Origin of the sequence: Serratia sp. CY74737 (assembly GCF_052166775.1) — a bacterium.
Taxonomy (GTDB): Bacteria; Pseudomonadota; Gammaproteobacteria; order Enterobacterales; family Enterobacteriaceae; genus Serratia; species Serratia ureilytica.
On record NZ_JBJNOF010000006.1, the window covers coordinates 267209 to 288633 of the forward strand.

Sequence of the window (21425 nt, forward strand, 5' to 3'; positions counted from 1 at the left end):
AGCATGCTGTGGCCGCCTTATTTATTTTTGCTGGCGTTTATTTTCCAAATAGTTAACATTTCTGCGCATAAAATTATTGTGCGTACTGCCGCCTGGCGGGAAAATAGCGAGAAATGCAGGCGACATAGGCGTGCTTTCCGCCTGGTCGGCAAATAATGAGTAAAGGAATCTGCGCAGCGAAGTAAACTGCGTTGGCAGTGTGCTAATGAGGTTGTTATGTTATTGATTTTGCGTGCCGTTCTTGCCACTCTTTTCTGTATTCTGGTGTGTATTTTCGGTTCGGTTTATTGCTTGTTCAGTCCGCGTAATCCTCGCCATGTGGCGACCTTCGGCCATCTTTTCGGCCGTCTGTCGACGCTGTTCGGCATCAAGGTTGAAACCCGCGTGCCGGCCGATGCGGCCAACAACGGCAACTGCATCTATATCGCCAACCACCAAAATAACTACGACATGGTGACGGCCTCTAATATCGTGCAGCCGCGCACCGTGACGGTCGGTAAAAAAAGTCTGGTGTGGATCCCGTTTTTCGGCCCGCTGTATTGGCTGACCGGTAATCTGCTGATAGATCGTGATAATCGCGCCAAGGCGCACGGCACCATCGCCCAGGTGGCGGAGCAGTTCAAGAAGAAAGACATTTCGATCTGGATGTTCCCGGAAGGAACCCGCAGCCGCGGCCGTGGGCTGATGCCGTTTAAAACCGGCGCGTTCCACGCGGCCATCGCCGCCGGCGTGCCGATTGTGCCTATCTGCGTATCCACCACCAGCGGTAATATAAATCTTAATCGTTGGAATAACGGCCATGTGATCGTCGAGATGTTGGCGCCGGTGGATACCAGCAAATACGGCAAAGAAAACGTGCGCGAGCTGGCGGCCCATTGCCGCGAGCTGATGGAGGCGAAAATCGCCGAATTGGACGCCGAAGTCGCCCAGCGCAACGCCGCCAAAAAATAAGAGTCTACCGGCTTCAAAGAAGAGTTTTTTAATTGGCGTTCAGCGCCGTTAACGCCTGAGCGCCTGCTAATCTTGATTGGCGGGCGTTTGGGTTTTGCACACGGTTTAGTTATTGCTTTTCATGGAGAAAATATGTCACTCAGTCGACGTCAGTTTTTACAGGCATCGGGCCTGGCGCTGTGCGCGGGCGCCGTGCCGCTGAGGGCTGAGGCGAGCGGAACGCAGACCCCATTACCCATTCCCCCGCTGCTGGAGTCTCGCCGCGGTCAGCCGCTGTTCCTGACCTTGCAGCGCGCCCACTGGGCGTTTATGGATAACCGCAAAGCGGCGGTGTGGGGCATCAACGGCATGTACCTGGGGCCGACGGTGCGGGTTTACAGCGGCGACGACGTCAAACTGATCTACAGCAACCGCCTGCAGGAGCCGGTGGCGATGACCATCAGCGGTCTGCAGGTGCCGGGCACGCTGATGGGCGGCGCGCCGCGCATGATGTCGCCCAACGTCGACTGGTCGCCGGTGCTGCCCATTCGTCAGGCGGCGGCTACCTGCTGGTACCACGCCAACACGCCAAACCGCATGGCGCCACACGTGTACAACGGGCTGGCCGGGCTGTGGCTGGTGGAGGATGCCGTCAGCAAAGCGCTGCCGCTGCCCAACCACTACGGCGTCGACGATTTCCCGCTGATCATTCAGGACAAGCGCTTCGATAACTTCGGCACGCCGCAATACGATGCGCCGTCGCAGGGCGGCTTCGTCGGCGATACGCTGTTGGTCAACGGCGTGCAAAACCCGTATGTCGAGGTGTCGCGCGGCTGGGTGCGTTTGCGCCTGCTCAACGCCTCCAACGCGCGCCGCTATACCCTGCAGCTCAGCGACGGGCGCCCATTCAACGTGATCGCCAGCGATCAGGGCTTCCTGCCCGCGCCGGTCGCGGTGCAGCAGTTGTCGCTGGCGCCGGGCGAACGCCGGGAAGTGCTGATCGACATGTCGAAGGGCGACGAGGTGACCATCACCGCCGGTGAAGCGGCGGGCATCATGGATCGCCTGCGCGGCCTGTTCGAGCCGTCGAGCATTCTGGTGTCCACACAGGTGCTGACGCTGCGCCCGACCGGCCTGCTGCCGCTGGTGACCGACAACCTGCCGATGCGCCTGCTGGCGGATCAGCTGTTGGACGGCAGCGCCAGCCGCACCCGCGATTTCCGCCTGGGCGACGGCGGCGTCGGCATCAACGGCGCAATTTGGGACATGAACCGCATCGACGTACAGGCGCAGCAAGGTACCTGGGAACGCTGGAACATTCATGCGGATACGCCGCAGTCATTCCATATTCAGGGCGTGCAGTTCCTGATCAAACGCGTCAACGGCGCGCAGCCGATGGCGGAAGATCGCGGCTGGAAGGACACCGTCTGGGTCGATGGCGACGTCGAGCTGCTGGTGTATTTCAACCAATCCACCTCCGAACACTTCCCGTTCCTGTATTACAGCCAGACGCTGGAGATGGCCGATCGCGGCACCGCCGGCCAGCTGATGGTGCAGCCGACGATGTAACCCGCTCTGCGGGCCGCTTAGGGCGCCCGCAGCATCGCCAAAAAAGCCTGCACCACCGGCGTGACGCTGTCGGTACGGTATACCGCATACAGATCCGCCGGGGGCGCCTGCTGCAGCGAGCAAAACCGCACGCCGGGCCACGGAATGCGGCCGTAGCTGTCCGGCAGCAGCGTAATGCCGCAGCCTTCCGCCACCAGCGCCAGCAGGGTTTGCGGTTCATTGACCTGATAAGCGACGTCCGGCAAAAATCCCTGCTGCAGACACAGATTGTGCAGATACAGCCCCAGGCTGGCCTCATGCGGCGGCAGCACGATGAAGCTGTCGTTTTGCAGCGCCGCCAGTGGGATATTCTCCTGCTGCGCCAGCGGATGATCGAGCGGCAGCACCACGGCGATGCTTTCGCGCGCCAGCCGTTGGCAGCTCAATCCCGGCAGCGTCTGCTGCTGCGCCTCTCGCCATACCCCGATATCGATATGCCGCTTTTGCAGCGCGGCGATTTGCTGGCTGGGCGTCAGCTCATTCAACGACCAGGTAGCGCCGACGCTCTGCTCGCTGAACCGCCGCAGCGCCGCAATCAAGCCGCCCCAGGCCGAGGTGCCGACCATGCCGACCACCATGTGGCCGCCTTCGCCGCGCCCCATTTGTTGCACCTGATGCAGCGCGCTGTCGGCCTGATCCAGCAGCCGCTCGACGTTGCGCAGCAGTGTGCGGCCGGCCGGCGTCAGCGTCATGGAGCGGGTGGTGCGTTTGAACAGCACCACGCCGAGCTGGCTCTCCAGCTCTTTGATGTGCTTGCTGAGCGGCGGCTGTGACATATTCAACCGCCGCGCCGCCTGAGTGAAATTCATCTCTTCCGCCACCACGCGGAAATAGTGCAGCAGGCGGAAGTTAATCCGACCGGGATCGGGCAGGGCATGGGGCGGGTTCATCCGGGGTATCGCCTCCTGTGACGCAGCGCAACTTATAGATAAATGGAATAAATCGGCCGCCAAGAATGTATTGGTCTCGGCCGCGCCTCGCTCTCTACTATGGGGCTTATTGTCCCCCGCTTAAAGAGAGAATACGATGTTTAATCAAGAAGATGCTTTTATCTGCGCCGATGTTGTCCGCGCACGTCTGCCCGGTTTTCAGCCGAAAGCGGCCTTGATTCTCGGCTCCGGGCTCGGCGCTCTGGCGGAGGTGATGACCGAAACCGTCACCCTCGATTACGCGGCGCTGCCGGGCTTCCCGGTGAGCGGCGTCGCCGGCCACGCCGGGCAACTGGTCGCCGGCAAGCTGGAGGGCGTACCGGTATTGTGCATGAAAGGGCGCGGTCATTTCTATGAAGGGCGCGGTATGCAGGTGATGACCACCGCGGTACGCACCTTCAAACTGCTGGGCTGCGAATTCCTGTTGGCGACCAACGCCGCCGGTTCGCTGCGCCGCTCGGTGGCGCCGGGCAGCCTGGTGGCCATTACCGATCATATCAATTTCATGCCGGAATCGCCGCTGGTCGGCGCCAACGACGAGCGCTTCGGGCCGCGCTTCTTCAGCCTGGCGAACGCCTACGATCGCGATCTGCGCGCCCAGCTGGCGGCGGTGGCCGAAAGCGCGGGCATCCCGCTGGCGGAAGGGGTGTTCGCCGCTTACACCGGGCCGAACTTCGAAACGCCGGCGGAGATCCGCATGATGCAGACCCTCGGCTGCGACGTCGTGGGCATGTCGATCGTGCCGGAAGTCCTGACGGCGCGCCACTGCGGCCTCAAGGTGCTGGTGGTGTCCGCGATGACCAACTACGCCGAAGGGCTGTCGGATACGCCTCTTTCTCACGAACAAACGCTCAGCTGCGCGGCGCTGGCGGCGGACGATTTCATGCGCCTGATCCGTGAGCTGTTCAAAACGCTGTGACACCGTAAGCAAACCGGCGGCGGGCTGCAGGGGGCCCGCCGCACCAAACATCGTTGAAAGCATAATAACAAGGTGATGGCGATGGCGATAAAAACACGATTGAAGGTGATGATTTTACTGCAGTTCTTTATCTGGGGTGCCTGGCTGGTGACGCTGGGCTCCTATATGATCAACACGCTGCATTTCAGCGGCATGCAGGTGGGAATGGTTTACAGCGCCAAGGGGATCGCGGCGCTGATCATGCCGGGCCTGGCGGGCATCATCGCCGACCGTTGGATGAGGGCCAACTACCTGTATGCGCTTTGCCACCTGCTCGGGGCGTTGGCGCTGTACTGTGCGGCGCAGGTTGAGCAACCGATGCTGATGTTCTGGGTGATGCTGTTCAACGCGATGGTCTATATGCCGACCATTGCACTCTCCAACGCCATTTCCTATTTTTGCCTGGAGAAGCACGGCTTTGACACGGTAAAGGACTTTCCGCCGGTGCGGGTGTACGGCACCGTGGGATTCATCCTGGCAATGTGGCTGGTCGGTTTCAGCCAAATCGAGCTCAGTAATCTGCAGCTGTACCTGGCTTCTGCGGCGTCGCTGCTGCTGTCCGCCTATTCGCTGACGCTGCCGCGCTGCCCGACCAACCGCGCGGCCGAGTCGAAGCGCTGGGTGAGCGTGCTGGGGCTGGATGCGCTGGTGCTGTTTCGCCAGCGGCGCATGGCGCTGTTTTTCCTGTTCGCCATGTTGCTCGGCGCGGCGCTGCAGATAACCAACACCTTCGGCAACCCGTTCCTGCACGATCTGTCGCTCAATCCGCTGTATCAGGACAGCCTCAGCGTCCGGTATCCGGCGGTGCTGCTGTCGCTGTCGCAGATCTCTGAAGTGTTCTTTATCCTCACCATTCCCTTTTTCCTGCGCCGTTACGGCATCAAGCAGGTGATGCTGATCAGCATGGCGGCCTGGACGCTGCGTTTCCTGTTCCTGGCGTACGGCACGCCGGTCGGTTTTGGTTTCGTGCTGCTGCTGTTGTCGATGATCGTTTACGGTTGCGCGTTCGACTTCTTTAATATCTCCGGCGCCATTTTCGTCGAGAAGGAGGCCGATCACCGCATCCGCGCCAGCGCGCAGGGGCTGTTCATGACCATGGTCAACGGTCTGGGCGCCTATGTGGGGGCGCTCGCCAGCGGCGAAGTGGTGGATTTCTTCAGCCATGACGGCGTGAAAGACTGGCAGAGCATCTGGCTGGTGTTTGCGCTGTATACGCTGGTGCTGGGGATTGTGTTCGCGTTGAGCTTCAACTATCGCCACTCGCCGCAGGAGAGTGCGGCGGCGGCGCAGTAAGGCTGAGGGCGCTGGATGGTGGCGCCCTGAAACGTCAGGCCTGCGGGAAGCATTGTTGCAGTTGATGCCGGTCCGGCGGATTGGCGGCGCCGAGGCTGGCCACCACGCAGGCGGCGACCCGGTTGGCCAGATCGACCGCCCGCGGCAGCGGCCAGCCGGCGGACAGCCCCGCCAGCAAACCGGCGCAGTGGGCATCGCCCGCGCCGATGGTATCGATGACGTCCACCGGATAGGCGGGAACGTGCAGCGGCGGCGTGCGGCCGTCGCAGATCCAGGCGCCGTCGCGATCCAGGCGGCAGATCAGCGTCAGGTTACGGGCGGCGGCATAGCGCTGCGCGGCATCCACGGCGTCGCCGGCGCCGCACAGCGCGGCCACTTCGTCGCGGTTGAGCGTCAGCAGGGTGTGGCTGTCGCTGAGCATGGCGAGGAAATCTTCGCTGAGCTGGGCGATGCGCGGGCCGGGATCGATCAGACGCGGTTGGTCGAACGGCATGCGCGTCAGCCACTCGCGCAGCGCTTCGCCGTTTTCGCCCGCCAGCTCGTAGCCGCTGGCGTAGATCAGGGTGTGTTCCGTCAACGGCAGCGTGGCCAGCTGCGCTTTATTCCATTGGCTTTCGCAACCGGAAACCGTGATGAAGGTGCGTTCGCCGTTCGGCTCCACCAGCGCCAGGCACCAGCCATTGTCCATCTGGCCGTGGCGCAACAGCACCTCCAGCCCCAGTTCGCCCATGGCGGCTTCGATCGCCGCGCCCCATTCGCCGTTGCCGACCGGCATACCGTTGATCACCGGCACTTCAAGGCGCGTCAGCGCGCGCGCCACGTTGAACGCGCAACCGCCGATTTGCCGCGCCTGCGGCTGGGCTTCGATATCTTCGCCGCTGGTCGGCAGGCGCGGCAGCGCCATCACCAGATCGCCGACCGCGCCCCCTATCACCAGGACAGGCGTTACAGCTTCCCACTCATTCATTGATGTTCTCTGCGTTGGGTCAGGTACAGACCGTAAGCGATCAGACTAACCGCAAACGACACAAACAGCCCCAGGCTGGAGTCGGCAAACAAGCCTTTAGCCAGCGGGCCGTCGATAAAACCGGTTTTGGTGACCAGCAGGCCGCACAGGGCGCCGAGGAACCAGCAGAACAGCGGGGCTTTGCGCACGCCGCGGTTCTGGCCATGCAGGCCGTACAAAGCGTTGCCATCATACCCGTGGCGGCGGCGCAGGCACAGGTAATCGAGCAGGAAAATCGCCTCCCAGGCTGCCAGGAACACCCCGCAGAACACCAGGAAGGAGATGAACGGCCCCATAAAATCGCCGGAGATGAACAGCACATACAGGGCGATACCCAGCACCACCACGGCGTCGATCGATACCGCCAACCACTGTTTGACCTGCACGCCGATGGTCAGCAGGTTAAGGCTGGCGGAATACAGGCTGAGCACCGCGATGGTGACGATGCCGGCGGTGGCGGCCAGCAGATAAGGGATCGCCATCCAGGCGGGCAGCACTGAGCCTATCAGCGCGATGGGATTGGCGGCGTTGGCCAGATCGGGCAGCTGCACGGAAAGCAGAATGCCGGCCAGCATCAGCAGCATCAGCGGCAAACAGGCGCCGCCCATCACCGCGGCGAAAATGCTTTTGCTCGACGAATTCGGGCTTTGATAGCGGCTGTAATCGGCGCCGGCGATCGCCCAACTGATGCCGGTACCGGCGGCGATCACCGAGACCGCCGGCAGGAAGCCGGTCAGCCAGCTGCCGGAAGGCAGCGCCAGTACCTGGCTCCACTCGGTGTTGAACAGGATATAGAGCACCACGATCAGCGTCATGGTGCCGAAGATGCGGCTGAACCAGCTTTGCATCCAGACTACGGTATTCTGCCCCAGCAGGCTGACGACGATAGTGAGCCCGGCGAACAGCAACAGGCTGAGCGCAGTCAGCAGATGGCTGGCTCCCAGCCCGAAGGCCTCGAACAGCGCCGCCAGCGTCAGGGTGCCGGTGATCACGTTGACCGCTTCCCAGCCCATCAGATTGATCCAACTGAACAGGGTAGGCGCCACGTTGCCCTTCAGCCCGAAAATCACTCGCGACAGCGTCAGCGTAGAGGTGCGCCCGCGCTTGCCGGCGAAGCTGGTGAGGCCAACCAGCACGAAGCTGGCGACGCCGAACAAGGCGGCGAGCACCGATTGCAGGAAGGATAAGCCGAAGCCGACGATGATGGCGCCATACACCACGCCGAGAATGCCGATATTGGCTGCAGACCAGATCCAAAACAGCTCGATGGGCCGCCCGGTCTGTTCCGCATCCGGCACCCGGTCGATACCGGTGCTCTCTACCTTCCATGCTTCATTGCGATTGATATCGGTCATAGCAATTGATCCCTGTTGCGCAGGGCCTTGAGGGCCGCCGCAGTTAACTGAAAAGCGATTTTGTTGGCGCTGCGGCCGCCGCCTCGGATGAGGCTTGCCGACCGCACGGCGCCAATGAGTGTAGACAAAGAGTGGGTCTGCAGCGGAGTTTGGAAGAGAGAGAACGTTTTTATTTGCAGGCATCAGTCCGTTTCACCCGGCGCAAGGGGGATCGCGCGAGGGGATGATGAGCCGTGAGCAAGCTATCCATTAGCACCGTTGCTTATTATTTGTCATTTGTAGTGGCGTCTTGGGCAACGTGACCCATCGGGTACGGCGAGAAGCGGGCAATTCATCCCAAAGGGTCGTCCATCCGCTTCAGCGAACGGGATGCGGACAGCGTATGCCCGCTGCCTGACCATCAGGTGCGTCCTGTCTGGTCGGCAGCGGATTTTTAGTTGTTTTAAAGGTGGATCCCTGGTGTTGGTGCCATTGATGTTTCAACATCAATAAGCACAGATTACGCGCGATCTAGATCCAATGAAAGTCCATTGAATAAAAATTGTGATGTCCCTCTGAAAACATTAGCAATATTTTAGTTATGGTGAGAGGCTTTATCGCCAGATCGGCGATAGGAGAAAGTGAAGTTTGGGCATAGGGCGGAACAAGAGGGCGGGCGAATGACGGATTTTATGGCCTGGCTGCGTGAACATCTGGCGCAGGGGGCGGCGGCGCCGCGCTATATTCAGCTGGCGACGGCGATAGAAACCGCGATCAGGCAGCAGGTGCTGGCGGCGGAGGCATTTCTGCCGCCGGAACGGCACATGGCGGAAGGTTTGGCGCTGTCGCGCGTCACCGTCAGCAAGGCGATGAAACTGCTGGAGGAGAAGGGGCTGATTTCGCGGCAGCAGGGCGTTGGCACCCGCGTGGCGATGCGTATCGGCTATTCCCTCGATAAGGACAGCGGTTTTACCGCTCAGGCGCTGCGTCACGGCAGCAGCGTCAGCAACCGATGGCTGCTGCGCGCGAGGGTCGGCGCGCCGGCCAAGGCCGCGGCCGCGCTGGGGATCGCGGAAGGGGATGAGGTGGTCAAACTGCGGCGTTTACGCTTGCTGAACGGCAGCCCGGTCTCGCTGGAAACCACCTATATTCCGCTGCGCTTCCTGCCTGAACCGGCGCAGCTGGAGCATTCGCTGTATGCGTTATGGCAATCGCGCGGCATCGTGCCTGAAGATAAACACTTTTTGTTGAAGGCGGTGTCCTGCAGCGGCGAGGTCGCCGAGCTGCTCAACGTACCGTGCGGCGCGCCGTTGTTGCACATCCTCCAAACCAGCCGCAACGCCCGGGGCGAGGCGCTGGAGTTCAGCGATATCTTGTGCCGCAGCGACGTTTATGAATTCGAGGTGAATGGTTAGCGAAATAACCATGCTCTTTTTGCCACTAGTGCGTATAATCGCCGCCCGGCGATTAATTAACCTGTAAAAAGAGCAGCAGAATGAGCACCACCAGCCTGATCCAACCCGATCGTGAACTGTTTTCTTATAAGCCTTATTGGGCGGAATGTTATGGCACCGCGCCGTTTTTACCGATGTCGCGAGCAGAGATGGATCAACTGGGCTGGGACAGCTGCGACGTGATCATTATCAGCGGCGACGCCTATGTCGATCACCCGAGCTTCGGCATGGCGATCATCGGCCGCATGCTGGAAGCGCAGGGCTTCCGCGTCGGCATCATCGCGCAGCCGGACTGGAGCAACAAAGAAGACTTCATGCGGTTGGGGAAACCGAATCTGTTCTTCGGCATCACCGCCGGCAACATGGATTCGATGATCAACCGCTATACCGCCGATCGCAAACTGCGCCACGATGACGCCTACACCGCCGGCAACGTCGGTGGCAAGCGCCCGGATCGCGCCACCCTGGTCTACAGCCAGCGCTGCAAAGAAGCCTATAAAGACGTGCCGATCGTGCTGGGCGGCATCGAAGCCAGCCTGCGTCGCATCGCCCACTACGACTATTGGTCGGATACCGTGCGCCGCTCGGTGCTGGTGGACTCCAAAGCCGACATGCTGATCTACGGCAACGGCGAACGCCCGCTGGTGGAAGTGGCGCACCGTCTGGCCGCCGGCGAGAAGATCGGTGATATCCACGATATTCGCAATACCGCGGTGATGCGTAAAGAAGCGCTGCCGGGCTGGAGCGGCGTGGATTCCACCCGCCTCGACAAGCCGGGCCGCATCGAACCTATCCCGAACCCGTACGGCGAGGATCTGCCGTGCGCCGACGGCGCCAAACCGAAGGAGCCGGAAGCCAAGCCTGTCACGGTGCGCGCCGCCAAGCCGAAGCCGTGGGAGAAGACCTACGTGCTGCTGCCGTCCTTCGAGAAAGTGAAGGGCGACAAGGTGCTGTATGCGCACACCTCGCGCATTTTGCACCATGAAACCAACCCCGGCTGCGCCCGCGCGCTGATGCAAAAACACGGCGATCGCTACGTGTGGATCAACCCGCCGGCGATCCCGCTGACCACGCCGGAGATGGACAGCGTCTTCGCCCTGCCTTACCAGCGCGTGCCGCACCCGTCCTACGGTCAGGAGCGCATTCCTGCCTACGACATGATCCGCTTCTCGGTGAACATCATGCGCGGTTGCTACGGCGGCTGTTCGTTCTGTTCGATCACCGAGCACGAAGGGCGCATCATCCAGAGCCGTTCGGAAGATTCGATCGTTCGCGAAATCGAAGAGATCCGCGACAAAGTGCCGGGCTTTACCGGCGTGATCTCCGATCTGGGCGGCCCGACCGCCAACATGTATATGCTGCGCTGCACCAACCCGCGCGCCGAGCAGACCTGCCGCCGCGCCTCGTGCGTGTATCCGGAGATCTGCACTTATATGGATACCAACCACGAGCCGACCATCAAGCTTTACCGCCGCGCGCGTTCGCTGGAGGGCATCAAGAAGATCCTGATCGCCTCCGGGGTACGTTACGATCTGGCGGTGGAAGATCCGCGCTATATCAAGGAACTGGCGACCCACCACGTCGGCGGCTACCTGAAGATCGCGCCGGAGCACACCGAAGAAGGCCCGCTGTCGAAAATGATGAAACCGGGCATGGGCAGCTACGATCGCTTCAAACAGCTGTTTGATCACTATTCGAAGCAGGCGGGCAAAGAGCAGTACCTGATCCCGTACTTCATCTCTTCGCACCCGGGCACCCGCGATGAAGACATGGTGAACCTGGCGCTGTGGCTGAAGAAGAACCGTTTCCGCCTCGATCAGGTGCAGAACTTCTATCCTTCGCCGATGGCCAACTCCACCACCATGTATTACAGCGGCAAAAACCCGCTGAGCAAGGTGGGGTACAAGAGTGAAGACGTGGTGGTGCCGCGCGGCGAGCGCCAGCGTCGCCTGCATAAGGCGCTGCTGCGTTACCACGATCCGGCCAACTGGGCGCTGATCCGCGCCGCGCTGGAAGAGATGGGGCTGAAGCACCTGATCGGCAGCCGCCGCGAGTGTCTGGTGCCGGCGCCGAGCATCGACGAGCAGCGCGAAGCGAAACGGCTGCAGCGCCACACCCGACCGGCGTTGACCAAGCATACCGACATCAATCGGCAGCGCACGCCGTCCAACCGGCCACCGCGCAAACCGATTCGCAAGGCCAAGCCGTAACGACGAGGCCCGCGCGCAAACAAAAAGGAGAACCCTCGGGTTCTCCTTTTTACTTTGGCTAATTACAACCGTTCGTAAGCGGCTTCCACTTTCATCAAATGGCGCGGCGCCTGCGGGGCGGGATGGTATTTGCGCACGTGCCAGTTAAAGGCTTCCGGCGACAGGTTGTTAATCATCGCGATCGCCTGCTGGCGGTTGCTGGAGAAGGTGCGCAGCAGCGCCCCGGTGCCGTTGACGTAGGCGATGATGGTGGCGTAGCGCAGCGTGACGGGATTGGCGATCCCTTTAAGCTGTTGTTTTTGCAAGGTGGCCAGATAGGCGGCGCCAAGATCGATATTGGTGTCGGGATCCCGCAGGTCATCGTCGTCCGGGCAGCCGCGTTTGCCTTTGTAGCGATAGGCATCGCAGCCGGCGGTATCGGCTTTCAGCTGCATCAGGCCGATCGCATTGGATCTGCTCACTGCGGAAGGGTTGAAGCCGGACTCCACCTGGATCATGGCGGTGATCAGCTTGGCGTCCACGCCGTATTCGCTGGCGGCGTCTTGAATGGCGCTATCGAAGGCGTGGCGATCGTAGCTGACGCGCTGTTTCTTGCCGGCGCAACCCGCCAGCACCAGCATGATGCAAAGCATGCCCAGCCGTGACCCGTGTGAGAAAGAGAATTTCATGGTGCTCCGTGCTTGTCTGTTTTTTTTAACGGCGTTAACCGGTGGCCGGAGCCTCCGGCGTCGTCATCATAACGTCAGGCGGCGCAAAGGAGCAATGTGCGGGAAGGAAAAGCCCCCTCCGGCGGGAGAGGGCTTGAGGGGGGTTACAGGGTATCCGGATCCGGCCCCAGGCGGTTGCCGACGTCCAGCTTGGCGATCTCGCCCAGTTCGTCCTTATCGAGTTTGAAATCAAACACCTCGAAGTTTTCGCGGATGCGCGACGGCGTGACCGATTTCGGGATCACGATAAGGCCGCTGTCCAGGTGCCAGCGCACCACGATCTGCGCCGGAGTCTTCTCGTATTTCTCGGCCAGCGCCTTGATCAGCGGCTGGTCGAATACCCCTTCACCACCCTGCGCCAGCGGGCTCCAGGATTCGGTGGCGATATGGTGCGTGGCGTTCCAGGCGCGCAGCTGGCGCTGTTGCAGCAACGGGTGCAGCTCGATCTGGTTGACGACCGGCGCCACGTTGGTTTCATCCAACAGACGCTGCAGGTGCGGCGTATGGAAGTTGCACACGCCGATGCTTTTCACCAGGCCTTGTTCGCGTAGTTTGATCAGCTCGCGCCAGGCGGAGACGTATTGATCCTGCTGCGGGCGCGGCCAGTGGATCAGATACAGATCCACGTAGTCCAGCTTGAGCTTTTCCAGACTGGTTTCCAGCGCCGCCAGCGGATCGCCCTGATCGTCGTTCCACAGCTTGGTGGTGATGAACAGGTCGCTGCGCGGCAGCGCGCTGGACTGCAGCGCGGCGCCGACGCCTTCCTCGTTCTTGTAGATCGCGGCGGTGTCGATGGAGCGGTAACTGATCTCCAGCGCTTTGCTGACCGCGCGGGTGGTCTCTTCAATACTCGCCTGCCAAACGCCGAGACCCAACTGCGGCATCAGATTACCATCGTGGAGTTTGATGATGGGTTGTTGCGTTGTCATGCGCATCTCCTTGTGTACGGATTGCGGCGCCTGCGGCACCGAAACGGCTATAGATAAATTCTAGTTGGCAAAATGGGCGGTTGCCGGGTTTGCCAGCCTAATTTCAGCGGTGGCGGGAGGGCGATTTTCTCCCCGCTCTCCCTGCGAATGAGCGGTAAGACGAAGGGTGCGAAACGAGCGGCGGCGCGCTGAGGCGCCCGACTGCGCCCGGCGATCGGCCGAGCGCAGAATGCGGCGAAAAATGGCTGGCGAAGACTAAAGCCTAGCAAAAAATCGCCGTTTTGCGATTAACGCGCCGCTTCATAAATGCGGCGGCTGACGTCCAGGGTGATATCCTGATGCTCGCCCAGGGCGGTCATGCCGTGCTGCTGCAGCTTGTCGAGCAGCGCGGGAATGCTGCTGCCGTCGAGCTGATAATCCGCCATGCGGGTCGGCACGCCCATCTGCTCGAAGAAGGCGCGGGTGGCGGCGATCGCGTCGTCGATGCGGCTGTCTTCGCTGCCTTCGCGCAGGCCCCAGACGCGTTCAGCGTACTGCAGCAGCTTTTCGCGTTTCTGCGCTTTCTTCTCGTGCAGCAGCGCCGGCAGCACGATGGCCAGCGTTTGCGCGTGGTCGAGGTCGTGCATGGCGGTCAGCTCATGACCCAGCATGTGGGTCGCCCAGTCCTGCGGCACGCCGGCGCCGATCAGGCCGTTCAGCGCCATGGTGGCGCTCCACATCACGTTGGCGCGCACCGCATAGTTCTCCGGCTCGGCCAGCGCGCGCGGGCCGTCTTCCAGCAGGGTCAACAGCAGGCCTTCGGCGAAGCGATCCTGTACCTTGGCGTCGACCGGGTAGGTCAGATACTGTTCCAGGGTGTGTACGAAGGCGTCGACCACGCCGTTGGCTACCTGGCGCGGCGGCAGCGAGTAGGTCACCACCGGATCCAGCACGGCGAAACGCGGCTGCACCAGCGGCGAGAAGAAGTGCTGCTTGTCGCCGCTGCTCTTCCGGGTGATCACCGCGCCGCTGTTGGATTCTGAACCGGTGGCCGGCAGCGTCAGCACGCAGCCCATCGGCACCGCGTCAGTGATGTGGCTGCCGACGGTCTGCAGAATATGCCAGGCATCGCTGTCGGCCGTATAACGGGCCGCGGCGGCGATGAACTTGGTGCCGTCAACCACCGAACCGCCGCCGACCGCCAGCAGGAAATCGATGTTTTCCGCTTTCACCACCTCGACCGCTTTCATCAGGGTTTCGTAGGTCGGGTTAGGTTCGATGCCGGAGAATTCCCGTACGTCGCGGCCGGCCAGTGCGCTATACACCTGGTCGAGCACGCCGTTTTTCTTCACGCTGCCGCCACCGTAGGTGATCAGAATGCGCGCGTCCGCCGGGATCTGGCCGGCCACTTCGGCGATTTGCTGCTTGCCGAACAGGATTTTGGTTGGGGTATGCAGAATGAAGTTTTGCATGGTTGATTTCTCTCTTTCTGTCAGGCGGGCGCCAAAGCGGCGCAAAGGTTTCTGGCCCGTATTGTCAGCAACCTGGCGGTAACGCACAATGCACATTCCTGTTTGGTTCTTGCCTATTTCTACAGGTGATTGTAGAAATAGAGAGTTTTAAATTATGATTTATGCCGAATCGTTCTGACTGTAAGAGGGTGTTTCCGTGACTGAAATCGATGCGCTGCGCAGCCGCATGGCGCGCCAGGCTATGGCTATCGCCACCGGCAACGGCTATACGCCGTCACCGGTGCCGCGGGTGAAGATCCTGTATGTCGATCGCCACTGCCCGCGCCAGCCGGTGATGTACGAACCGGGGATCGTCATCATCTTTCAGGGGCACAAGGTCGGCTATTGCGGCAACAAGGTGTTCCAGTATGATCCGCGCAACTACCTGCTGATGACGGTGCCGCTGCCGTTCGAGTGCGAAACCTTCGCCAGCCCGGAGCTGCCGCTGGTTGGGTTGGCGGTCAATATCGATACCCAAATGCTGCAGGACTTGCTGATCGACATCGGCGACGACGACTACCTGATGCAGCCGCGCGCGGAGAGCAACGGCGTAAACCTGGCCGAGCTGACGGAAGAGCTGTTGTGCGCCACCGAACGTCTGCTGGACGTGATGGCCAAGCCGCTCGACGCTCGGGTGTTGGGGCCGCAGATCGTGCGCGAGATCCTCTACTACGTGCTGCGCGGCGCCTGCGGCGCGTCGCTGCAGGAGCTGGTCAACCGTCATACCCATTTCAGTCAGATCGCCAAGGCGCTGCGGCGCATAGAAAATCAGTATGCCGAGAGCCTCAACGTCGAGCAGTTGGCCGGCGAGGTCAACATGAGCGTGTCGGCGTTTCACCATAACTTCAAGGCGGTGACCAACACCTCGCCGCTGCAGTACGTGAAGTCGTACCGGCTGCACAAGGCGCGTTTGCTGATGGTGCATGACGGCCTGAAGGCCAGCACCGCGGCGATCCGCGTCGGCTACGAGAGCGCGTCGCAGTTCAGCCGTGAATTCAAACGCCTGTTTGGCGTCACGCCGGGGGATGAAGTCGCCCGGCTGCGCGACGCCAATCCGCTGATGCTGGAGGGGTGAGCCGCCGCCGGGCAGTGGGCTATGGGGTTAGCACGATCTTGCCGAACGGGCCGCGATCGAGGTGATCCAACGCCTGCGGCAGTTGATCGAGCCGGTATACCTGGTCGATCACCGGCTGCAGGTTGACGGCGTCCACGGCGCGCACCAGATCTTCCAGCGCGCGGCGGTGGCCGACGCCGATGCCCTGGATCTCCGCCGATTTCAGCAGCAGCAGGCCGGCGGGGGCGGAGATCTCGGCGCCCGCCAGGACGCCGATCACTGAGATGCGGCCGCCCACCGCCACGGCGCGCACCGAGTTGCCCAAATTCGGGCCGCCGACGGTATCGATCACATGGTCGATGCCGCGATCCTGCGTCAGCGCATAAATCGCCTCCACCCAATCGCCGTCCAGCCGGTTGATGCCATGATTGGCGCCCAATGCCAGGGCTCGCGCCAGCTTTTCATCGCTGCCGGAGGTGACATAGACCTCCGCGCCGTGGGCTTTGGCGATCTGCAGCGCGAACAGCGCCACGCCGCCGGTGCCTTGCACCAGCACCGTCTCGCCGGCATGCAGTTTGCCCTGTTCCACCAGCGCGAACCAGGCGGTCAGCCCGGCGCAAGGCAGGGTGCTGGCCTGCACGTCGTCCAGCGACGCCGGCGCCGCCACCAACCAGTCTTCATGCAAAATCACGTATTCCGCCAGCACGCCCTGATAGAAGCCGCCAAGGGTGTGGTAAGGCGCCTGGCGCGCATTGCCGTACGGTTTTTTCCGGCCGTCGATCCAGCCGGGGCTAAAGGTAGAGATGACCCGGGCGCCGGGTTGGAAACGGCTGACGCCGGGTCCGACGGCGTCGACCTCGCCGGCCATGTCCGAGGCGGGGGTGAACGACTGCGGCAGCGTCAGCCCCATGCCGCTTTCAATCATCATTTTGTCGCGGTAGTTGAGCGCTACCGCCTTCACTTTCACTCTGATCTCGCGCGGCCCCGGCTGCGGGATCGCGTCGGTGGTCAGCTGCAGGTGTTCACGCCCCAGGGCGTCCATCGTCCAGCGTTGCATCGTGTCGGTCATGATGTTCTCCAAAGTCTGCGATTAACGACCTGTCGATAATATCGTTGATGAAGGTTCGCCAGTGGCGATAAGATTTCCGCAGATTGTTTCTTTTAGAGCGACAAACCATGAGCGATCGATTGAGCGGCATTTCGGTATTCGTCACCGCCGTGGAGGCGGGCAGTTTTGCGTTGGCGGCCAGTCGGCTGCACCTGTCGCGCTCGGCGGTGGGGAAAACGATCGCCCGGCTGGAACAGCGGCTGGGCGTGCGGCTGTTTCATCGCACCACCCGCAGCCAGAGCCTGACCGACGATGGCGCGTTGTTCTATGAGCGTTGCCTGCGGGCGCTGGAGGAGATCCGCGGCGCGGAAACGCTGCTGGAGTCGGGCAAGCGGCAGGTCAGTGGCCGGCTGCGGGTATCGATGCCGGTGTTGTTTGGCCGCATGTGCATCGCGCCGCTGCTGACCGAGCTGACGCGTGAGCATCCCGGCCTGGAGCTGGAGCTGTCGTTCAGCGATCGGGTGGTGGATCTGATTGAGGACGGCTTCGATATGGCGATCCGCAACGGCACGCTGGCCAACAGCAATGGGCTGGTGGCGCGGCGGATCGGCGATCACCGCATGACGTTGTGCGCCTCGCCGGCCTATCTGCAGCGGTGCGGCGAACCGCACAGCATTGAGCAACTGGCCCAGCACGAGGCGGTGACCTATATGCGCACCGGCGCGCGGCGCAGCTGGCGGGTGCTGGACGAGAACGGCGAGCCGCAGGAAGTGATGCCGAATAACCGATTGCAGATGGACGATTTGCAGGCGATTGCGGATGCGGCGACGGCCGGGTTCGGCATCGCCTGGCTGCCGTGTTGGCTGGTGCGTGAACAGCTGTTGAGCGGGGCGCTGGTGCGCCTGCTGCGCGATCGGCCCGGCGCCGCCTTTGAAGCGCATGCGGTGTGGCCGAACACGCCTCACCTGCCGCTGAAGGTGCGGCTGGCGGTGGATACGCTGGTGAGCAAGTTGCCGCCTCGCCTGGCGTTGGTCGAGAAAGCGCTGTAGCGCGCCGGGATCAGGAAGAGGAAGCGCGTTTTTTACGCCAGACCACCAGCATGGCGCCGAGCAGGCCGACGAACAGCAGCAGCAGCGGCAGCAGCATCAGGCCGGTCATCACCTGGCTTTCGTGGCGTTTCACCAGCGGAATTTGGCTGAAAGCGTAGCCGAGGCCGACCAGCGCGCAGACCCAGATCGCTGCGCTCAGCCAGTTGAAAACCTGGAAGCGGGAGCTGTTGAGCCCGGAAATGCCGGCCATGGTCGGCAGCAGCGTGCGCACGAAGCCGAGGAAGCGGCCGATCAGCAGCGCCGTCAGCCCGTGGCGGTTGAACAGGTTATGCGCGCGCTGATGGTATTGGGCCGGCAGTTGCAGCAGCCAGCCTTTCACCAGTCTGGTGTGGCCCAGCCAGCGGCCCTGGATATAGCTCAGCCAGCAGCCGAGGCCGGCGGCGGCGGTCAGAATCAAGAGGGTGGGGGCAAAGCCCATCACGCCTTTGGCGATCAGCGCGCCCGACAGCAACAGCAGGCTATCACCGGGGAGGAAGGAGGCGGGCAGCAGTCCGTTTTCCAAAAACAAGGTGGTGAAAAGTACGGCGTAAACCACCCAAATCACGCTGGGATCGGCGAGGGCGATGAAGTCCTGCTGCCAAAGCGCATGAATAATCTCTCGTAATACATCCATTTTATGTCCTGTTGCATGCCGGTTGCGCCCGGGGTCACGTTCTCCAGGATGCGGCGGTTACCGTATCTGACAGTTACCCGGTTAGTGTACCGCTAATAGCTTAAGCCGACATTAAACGAGACGAAGAAAATTACCGGAATCCGCCTTAGCGCACGCCGTTGAGGCGATCGAAGCCGGCCGCCAGATCGGCGATCAGGTCTTCGACGTTCTCCAGACCGATATGCAACCGCACCAGCGTGCCGGAAAAATCGACGCCGCCCGCCGGGCGGATCGCTTCCAGTTCTTCCGGCTGATTGGCCAGGATCAGCGACTCGAAGCCGCCCCAGGAGTAGGCCATGCTGAAGTGGCTGAAGTTGTCCAGGTAAGCGGCCAGCTGCGCCTCATCCAGCCGCTCTTTCAGCACGAAAGAGAACAGCCCGTTGCAGCCGCTGAAGTCGCGGCGGTAGAACGCGTGGCCCTTGCAGCTGGGCAGGGCCGGGTGATTGACCGTCGCCACCTCCGGCCGTTCGGCCAGCCAGTTGGCGACCTCAATGCTGCTGCGTTCGTGCTGCTTGAGCCGCACGCTCAGGGTGCGCAGGCCGCGGCTCGCCATGTAGGCGGTGTCGGCATCCACCATCTGCCCCATCAGATAGGAGTACTCGCGCAGTTGCTCCCAACAGCGCGCGTTGGCGACGGCAGTGCCGAGCATGTAATCGGAATGGCCGATCAGGTATTTGGTGCCGGCCTGAATGGAAATGTCGATGTCGAAATCCAGCGCCTTGAACAGCACGCCCGCCGCCCAGGTGTTGTCTATCATGATCACCACGTCCGGTGCCACGGCGCGAATGGCCTGCACCATCGCCGGGATATCCTGCACTTCCAGGGTGATGGAGCCGGGGGACTCAAGGAACACCACGCGGGTATTGGGTTGGATAAGCGTGGCGATGTCGGCGCCGATCAGCGGATCGAAATAGGTGGTGCTGACGTTCATGCGGCCGAGGATGTGGGTGCAGAAGTCCTGGGTCGGTTCATACGCTGAGCCGGTGACCAGCAGGTGATCGCCGGCGCCGACGAACGACAGGATCGCATTGGCCACCGCCGCCGCGCCGCAGGGGTACAGCACGCAGCCGGCGCCGCCCTCCAGCTCCACCATCGCATCCTGCAGCGCGAAGTGGGTCAGCGTGCCGCGTCGGCCATAAAACAGCTCGCCGTGGGCGCGTTGCGCGGTGGCCTGTTTTTTGGCGGCGACGGAGTCGAAGACCAGGGAAGAGGCGCGTTGAGTCACGGGGTTGACGGAGCCCTGGGTGTAGCGTTTGCCGCGGCCGGCGCCGATCAGCGTGGTTTCGATGTGTTTTGACGTCATGGTACCTGGCTCACCTCTGGTTGCTCTGCACTGCCCGTTTGCGATAGCCCTTACGTTAGCATGAGTTATTATAGCCATCCAGACGTTTTAACTTCTGGATATAGAAACGGCTATAATTGGCTGCCGCCCGCGCATTTTTCGCGTCATCCTTCTGCCGAGCGGCCAGAGAGAAGCCCATTCATCGGTCGAGACGCCGTTCGGCAGCGTGGCGTTGTTGCGCCGTTGTGGGAGAAAAGTAACGAAATCGCCCTATAAAAGGGGCTTTTAGCGGTGAACGGGCGTGGATTGGCGTTTGGTTGCGGAGGTGTCTAAAATTTTCTCGTTTATTTGGTAAATAATAATGAGAACTACTATCAATCCCCGGTTGGTTTGATATGATCGCACGCTGAATTATTCCTTAATTTTGATCGGTAATGGGTGGAGGCACAGCGTGAAAACGGCTGGCAAGAATTTAAATCAAGGATCGTTCGGCCAGGGCCGGGCGCAGTGGGGCAAGGCCTTTGGCCGCAGCCTGATGGCTTCAATGGTGCTGGTCGTAGGGTTGGCCGGCAGCGCGCAGGCTGCGCCGGCGACCCATCCGGCCGTTGCCGAAAGCGTTGCGCCGGCCACCGCGCCAGCGCCTGCAGCCGCCGCGCCGGAAAGCATCACGCCGGTGAACCCGGCGCCCACGATCCAGCCGCCGGAAACCCGCGGTATGGACTTGTCCATTTGGGGCATGTACCAGCACGCCGACGCGGTGGTGAAAGCGGTGATGATCGGCCTGGTGCTGGCGTCTATCGTGACCTGGACCATTCTGTTCGCCAAAGGCAGCGAACTGCTGCGCGCCAAGCGCCGTCTGCGCCGCGAACAGTCGGCGCTGGCCGACGCGCGCTCGTTGGATGAAGCTTCCGAGCTGGCGCAAAACTTCTCCCCGGAGAGCGTCAGCGCGGTGCTGCTGAACGATGCGCAAAACGAGCTGGAGCTGTCCGCCGAGTCTGACGACAACAACGGCATCAAAGAGCGCACCGGTTTCCGCCTCGAGCGCCGCGTGGCGGCCTACAGCCGCAATATGGGCCGCGGCAACGGCTTTCTGGCCACCATCGGCGCCATCTCGCCGTTCGTCGGCCTGTTCGGTACCGTATGGGGCATCATGAACAGCTTCATCGGCATCGCCCATTCGCAGACCACCAACCTGGCGGTCGTGGCGCCGGGCATCGCCGAGGCGCTGCTGGCGACCGCAATGGGCCTGGTGGCGGCGATCCCGGCGGTGGTGATCTACAACATCTTCGCCCGCGTCATCAGTGGCCATCGCGCCCAGGTGGGCGACGTGGCGGCCCAGGTCTTGCTGCTGCAGGGCCGCGATCTGGATCTGGCCGCAACGGCGGAAGCCAAGCGCTCACAGCACGCACATCAACTGCGGGCGGGGTGAGTC

18 protein-coding genes are annotated in these 21425 nt (G+C 61.9%); 9 read left to right on the top strand and 9 right to left on the bottom strand.

Going from position 1 to position 21425, the window contains the following annotated elements; genetic code table 11:
* The first annotated feature begins 216 nt into the window (after positions 1–216).
* Both ACJ8PE_RS10700 and ftsP read left to right on the top strand, forming a co-directional pair.
* Complete coding sequence (locus ACJ8PE_RS10700) at positions 217–951, top strand: 1-acylglycerol-3-phosphate O-acyltransferase (protein ID WP_004937266.1); 735 nt, start codon at positions 217–219, stop codon at positions 949–951.
* A gap of 132 nt (positions 952–1083) precedes the next feature.
* A complete protein-coding gene (gene ftsP / locus ACJ8PE_RS10705; RefSeq protein ID WP_197792704.1) occupies positions 1084–2499 on the top strand; it encodes a cell division protein FtsP in 1416 nt (471 codons plus the stop codon).
* Positions 2500–2516: 17 nt separating this feature from the next.
* Here the strand turns inward: ftsP and ACJ8PE_RS10710 are convergent, their stop codons facing one another.
* Positions 2517–3428: a LysR family transcriptional regulator gene (locus ACJ8PE_RS10710; RefSeq protein ID WP_042785390.1), complete on the bottom strand. Its 912-nt coding sequence runs from the start codon at positions 3426–3428 to the stop codon at positions 2517–2519.
* A gap of 136 nt (positions 3429–3564) precedes the next feature.
* Between ACJ8PE_RS10710 and xapA the strand changes: the two genes are divergently transcribed.
* A complete protein-coding gene (xapA, locus tag ACJ8PE_RS10715) occupies positions 3565–4386 on the top strand; it encodes a xanthosine phosphorylase (protein ID WP_033651299.1) in 822 nt (273 codons plus the stop codon).
* 81 nt (positions 4387–4467) lie between these two features.
* The gene (locus ACJ8PE_RS10720; protein WP_197792703.1) at positions 4468–5718 is read left to right on the top strand and encodes a nucleoside permease; all 1251 of its coding nucleotides are present in this window, start codon (positions 4468–4470) and stop codon (positions 5716–5718) included.
* A gap of 34 nt (positions 5719–5752) precedes the next feature.
* On the opposite strand, the gene ACJ8PE_RS10725 is transcribed toward ACJ8PE_RS10720, so the two are convergent.
* Positions 5753–6685, bottom strand: a complete 933-nt coding sequence (locus ACJ8PE_RS10725) for a PfkB family carbohydrate kinase (protein ID WP_197792702.1) — start codon at positions 6683–6685, stop codon at positions 5753–5755.
* On the bottom strand, positions 6682–8079 hold the full coding sequence (locus ACJ8PE_RS10730; protein ID WP_042785387.1) for a purine-cytosine permease family protein: 1398 nt from the start codon (positions 8077–8079) through the stop codon (positions 6682–6684). Before ACJ8PE_RS10730 ends, ACJ8PE_RS10725 begins: the two co-directional genes overlap by 4 nt.
* Before the next feature lie 659 nt (positions 8080–8738).
* On the opposite strand from ACJ8PE_RS10730, the gene ACJ8PE_RS10735 reads away from it, so the two are divergent.
* Both ACJ8PE_RS10735 and ACJ8PE_RS10740 read left to right on the top strand, forming a co-directional pair.
* On the top strand, positions 8739–9473 hold the full coding sequence (locus ACJ8PE_RS10735; RefSeq protein WP_149542313.1) for a GntR family transcriptional regulator: 735 nt from the start codon (positions 8739–8741) through the stop codon (positions 9471–9473).
* An 80-nt stretch (positions 9474–9553) separates the two neighbouring features.
* On the top strand, positions 9554–11722 hold the full coding sequence (locus ACJ8PE_RS10740; RefSeq protein ID WP_072626973.1) for a YgiQ family radical SAM protein: 2169 nt from the start codon (positions 9554–9556) through the stop codon (positions 11720–11722).
* Between the two features lie 62 nt (positions 11723–11784).
* Here ACJ8PE_RS10740 and ACJ8PE_RS10745 read toward each other — a convergent pair whose 3' ends face one another.
* The 3 genes from ACJ8PE_RS10745 to yqhD all read right to left on the bottom strand — a co-directional run bounded on the left by ACJ8PE_RS10745 (position 11785) and on the right by yqhD (position 14809).
* Entirely contained in the window at positions 11785–12390 is a 606-nt protein-coding gene (locus tag ACJ8PE_RS10745) for a transglycosylase SLT domain-containing protein (protein ID WP_033644624.1), read from the bottom strand.
* Positions 12391–12533: 143 nt separating this feature from the next.
* A complete protein-coding gene (gene dkgA / locus ACJ8PE_RS10750; RefSeq protein ID WP_442536759.1) occupies positions 12534–13358 on the bottom strand; it encodes a 2,5-didehydrogluconate reductase DkgA in 825 nt (274 codons plus the stop codon).
* Between the two features lie 287 nt (positions 13359–13645).
* On the bottom strand, positions 13646–14809 hold the full coding sequence (yqhD, locus tag ACJ8PE_RS10755) for an alcohol dehydrogenase (RefSeq protein WP_197759927.1): 1164 nt from the start codon (positions 14807–14809) through the stop codon (positions 13646–13648).
* 226 nt (positions 14810–15035) lie between these two features.
* On the opposite strand from yqhD, the gene ACJ8PE_RS10760 reads away from it, so the two are divergent.
* The gene (locus tag ACJ8PE_RS10760) at positions 15036–15923 is read left to right on the top strand and encodes an AraC family transcriptional regulator (RefSeq protein WP_202396379.1); all 888 of its coding nucleotides are present in this window, start codon (positions 15036–15038) and stop codon (positions 15921–15923) included.
* Positions 15924–15942: 19 nt separating this feature from the next.
* On the opposite strand, the gene ACJ8PE_RS10765 is transcribed toward ACJ8PE_RS10760, so the two are convergent.
* Positions 15943–16971, bottom strand: a complete 1029-nt coding sequence (locus ACJ8PE_RS10765) for a zinc-dependent alcohol dehydrogenase family protein (RefSeq protein WP_197792699.1) — start codon at positions 16969–16971, stop codon at positions 15943–15945.
* A 107-nt stretch (positions 16972–17078) separates the two neighbouring features.
* On the opposite strand from ACJ8PE_RS10765, the gene ACJ8PE_RS10770 reads away from it, so the two are divergent.
* A complete protein-coding gene (locus ACJ8PE_RS10770) occupies positions 17079–17999 on the top strand; it encodes a LysR family transcriptional regulator (RefSeq protein ID WP_197792698.1) in 921 nt (306 codons plus the stop codon).
* Positions 18000–18009: 10 nt separating this feature from the next.
* Here the strand turns inward: ACJ8PE_RS10770 and ACJ8PE_RS10775 are convergent, their stop codons facing one another.
* Positions 18010–18672 carry a DedA family protein gene (locus ACJ8PE_RS10775; protein ID WP_197759929.1) on the bottom strand — a complete coding sequence of 221 codons (663 nt, stop codon included), beginning with the start codon at positions 18670–18672 and terminating at the stop codon, positions 18010–18012.
* A 145-nt stretch (positions 18673–18817) separates the two neighbouring features.
* On the bottom strand, positions 18818–20014 hold the full coding sequence (gene metC / locus ACJ8PE_RS10780; protein ID WP_033644631.1) for a cystathionine beta-lyase: 1197 nt from the start codon (positions 20012–20014) through the stop codon (positions 18818–18820).
* 430 nt (positions 20015–20444) lie between these two features.
* Here metC and exbB point away from each other — a divergent pair, with 430 nt between their 5' ends.
* Entirely contained in the window at positions 20445–21422 is a 978-nt protein-coding gene (gene exbB / locus ACJ8PE_RS10785) for a tol-pal system-associated acyl-CoA thioesterase (protein WP_080280861.1), read from the top strand.
* Positions 21423–21425: the final 3 nt, after the last annotated feature.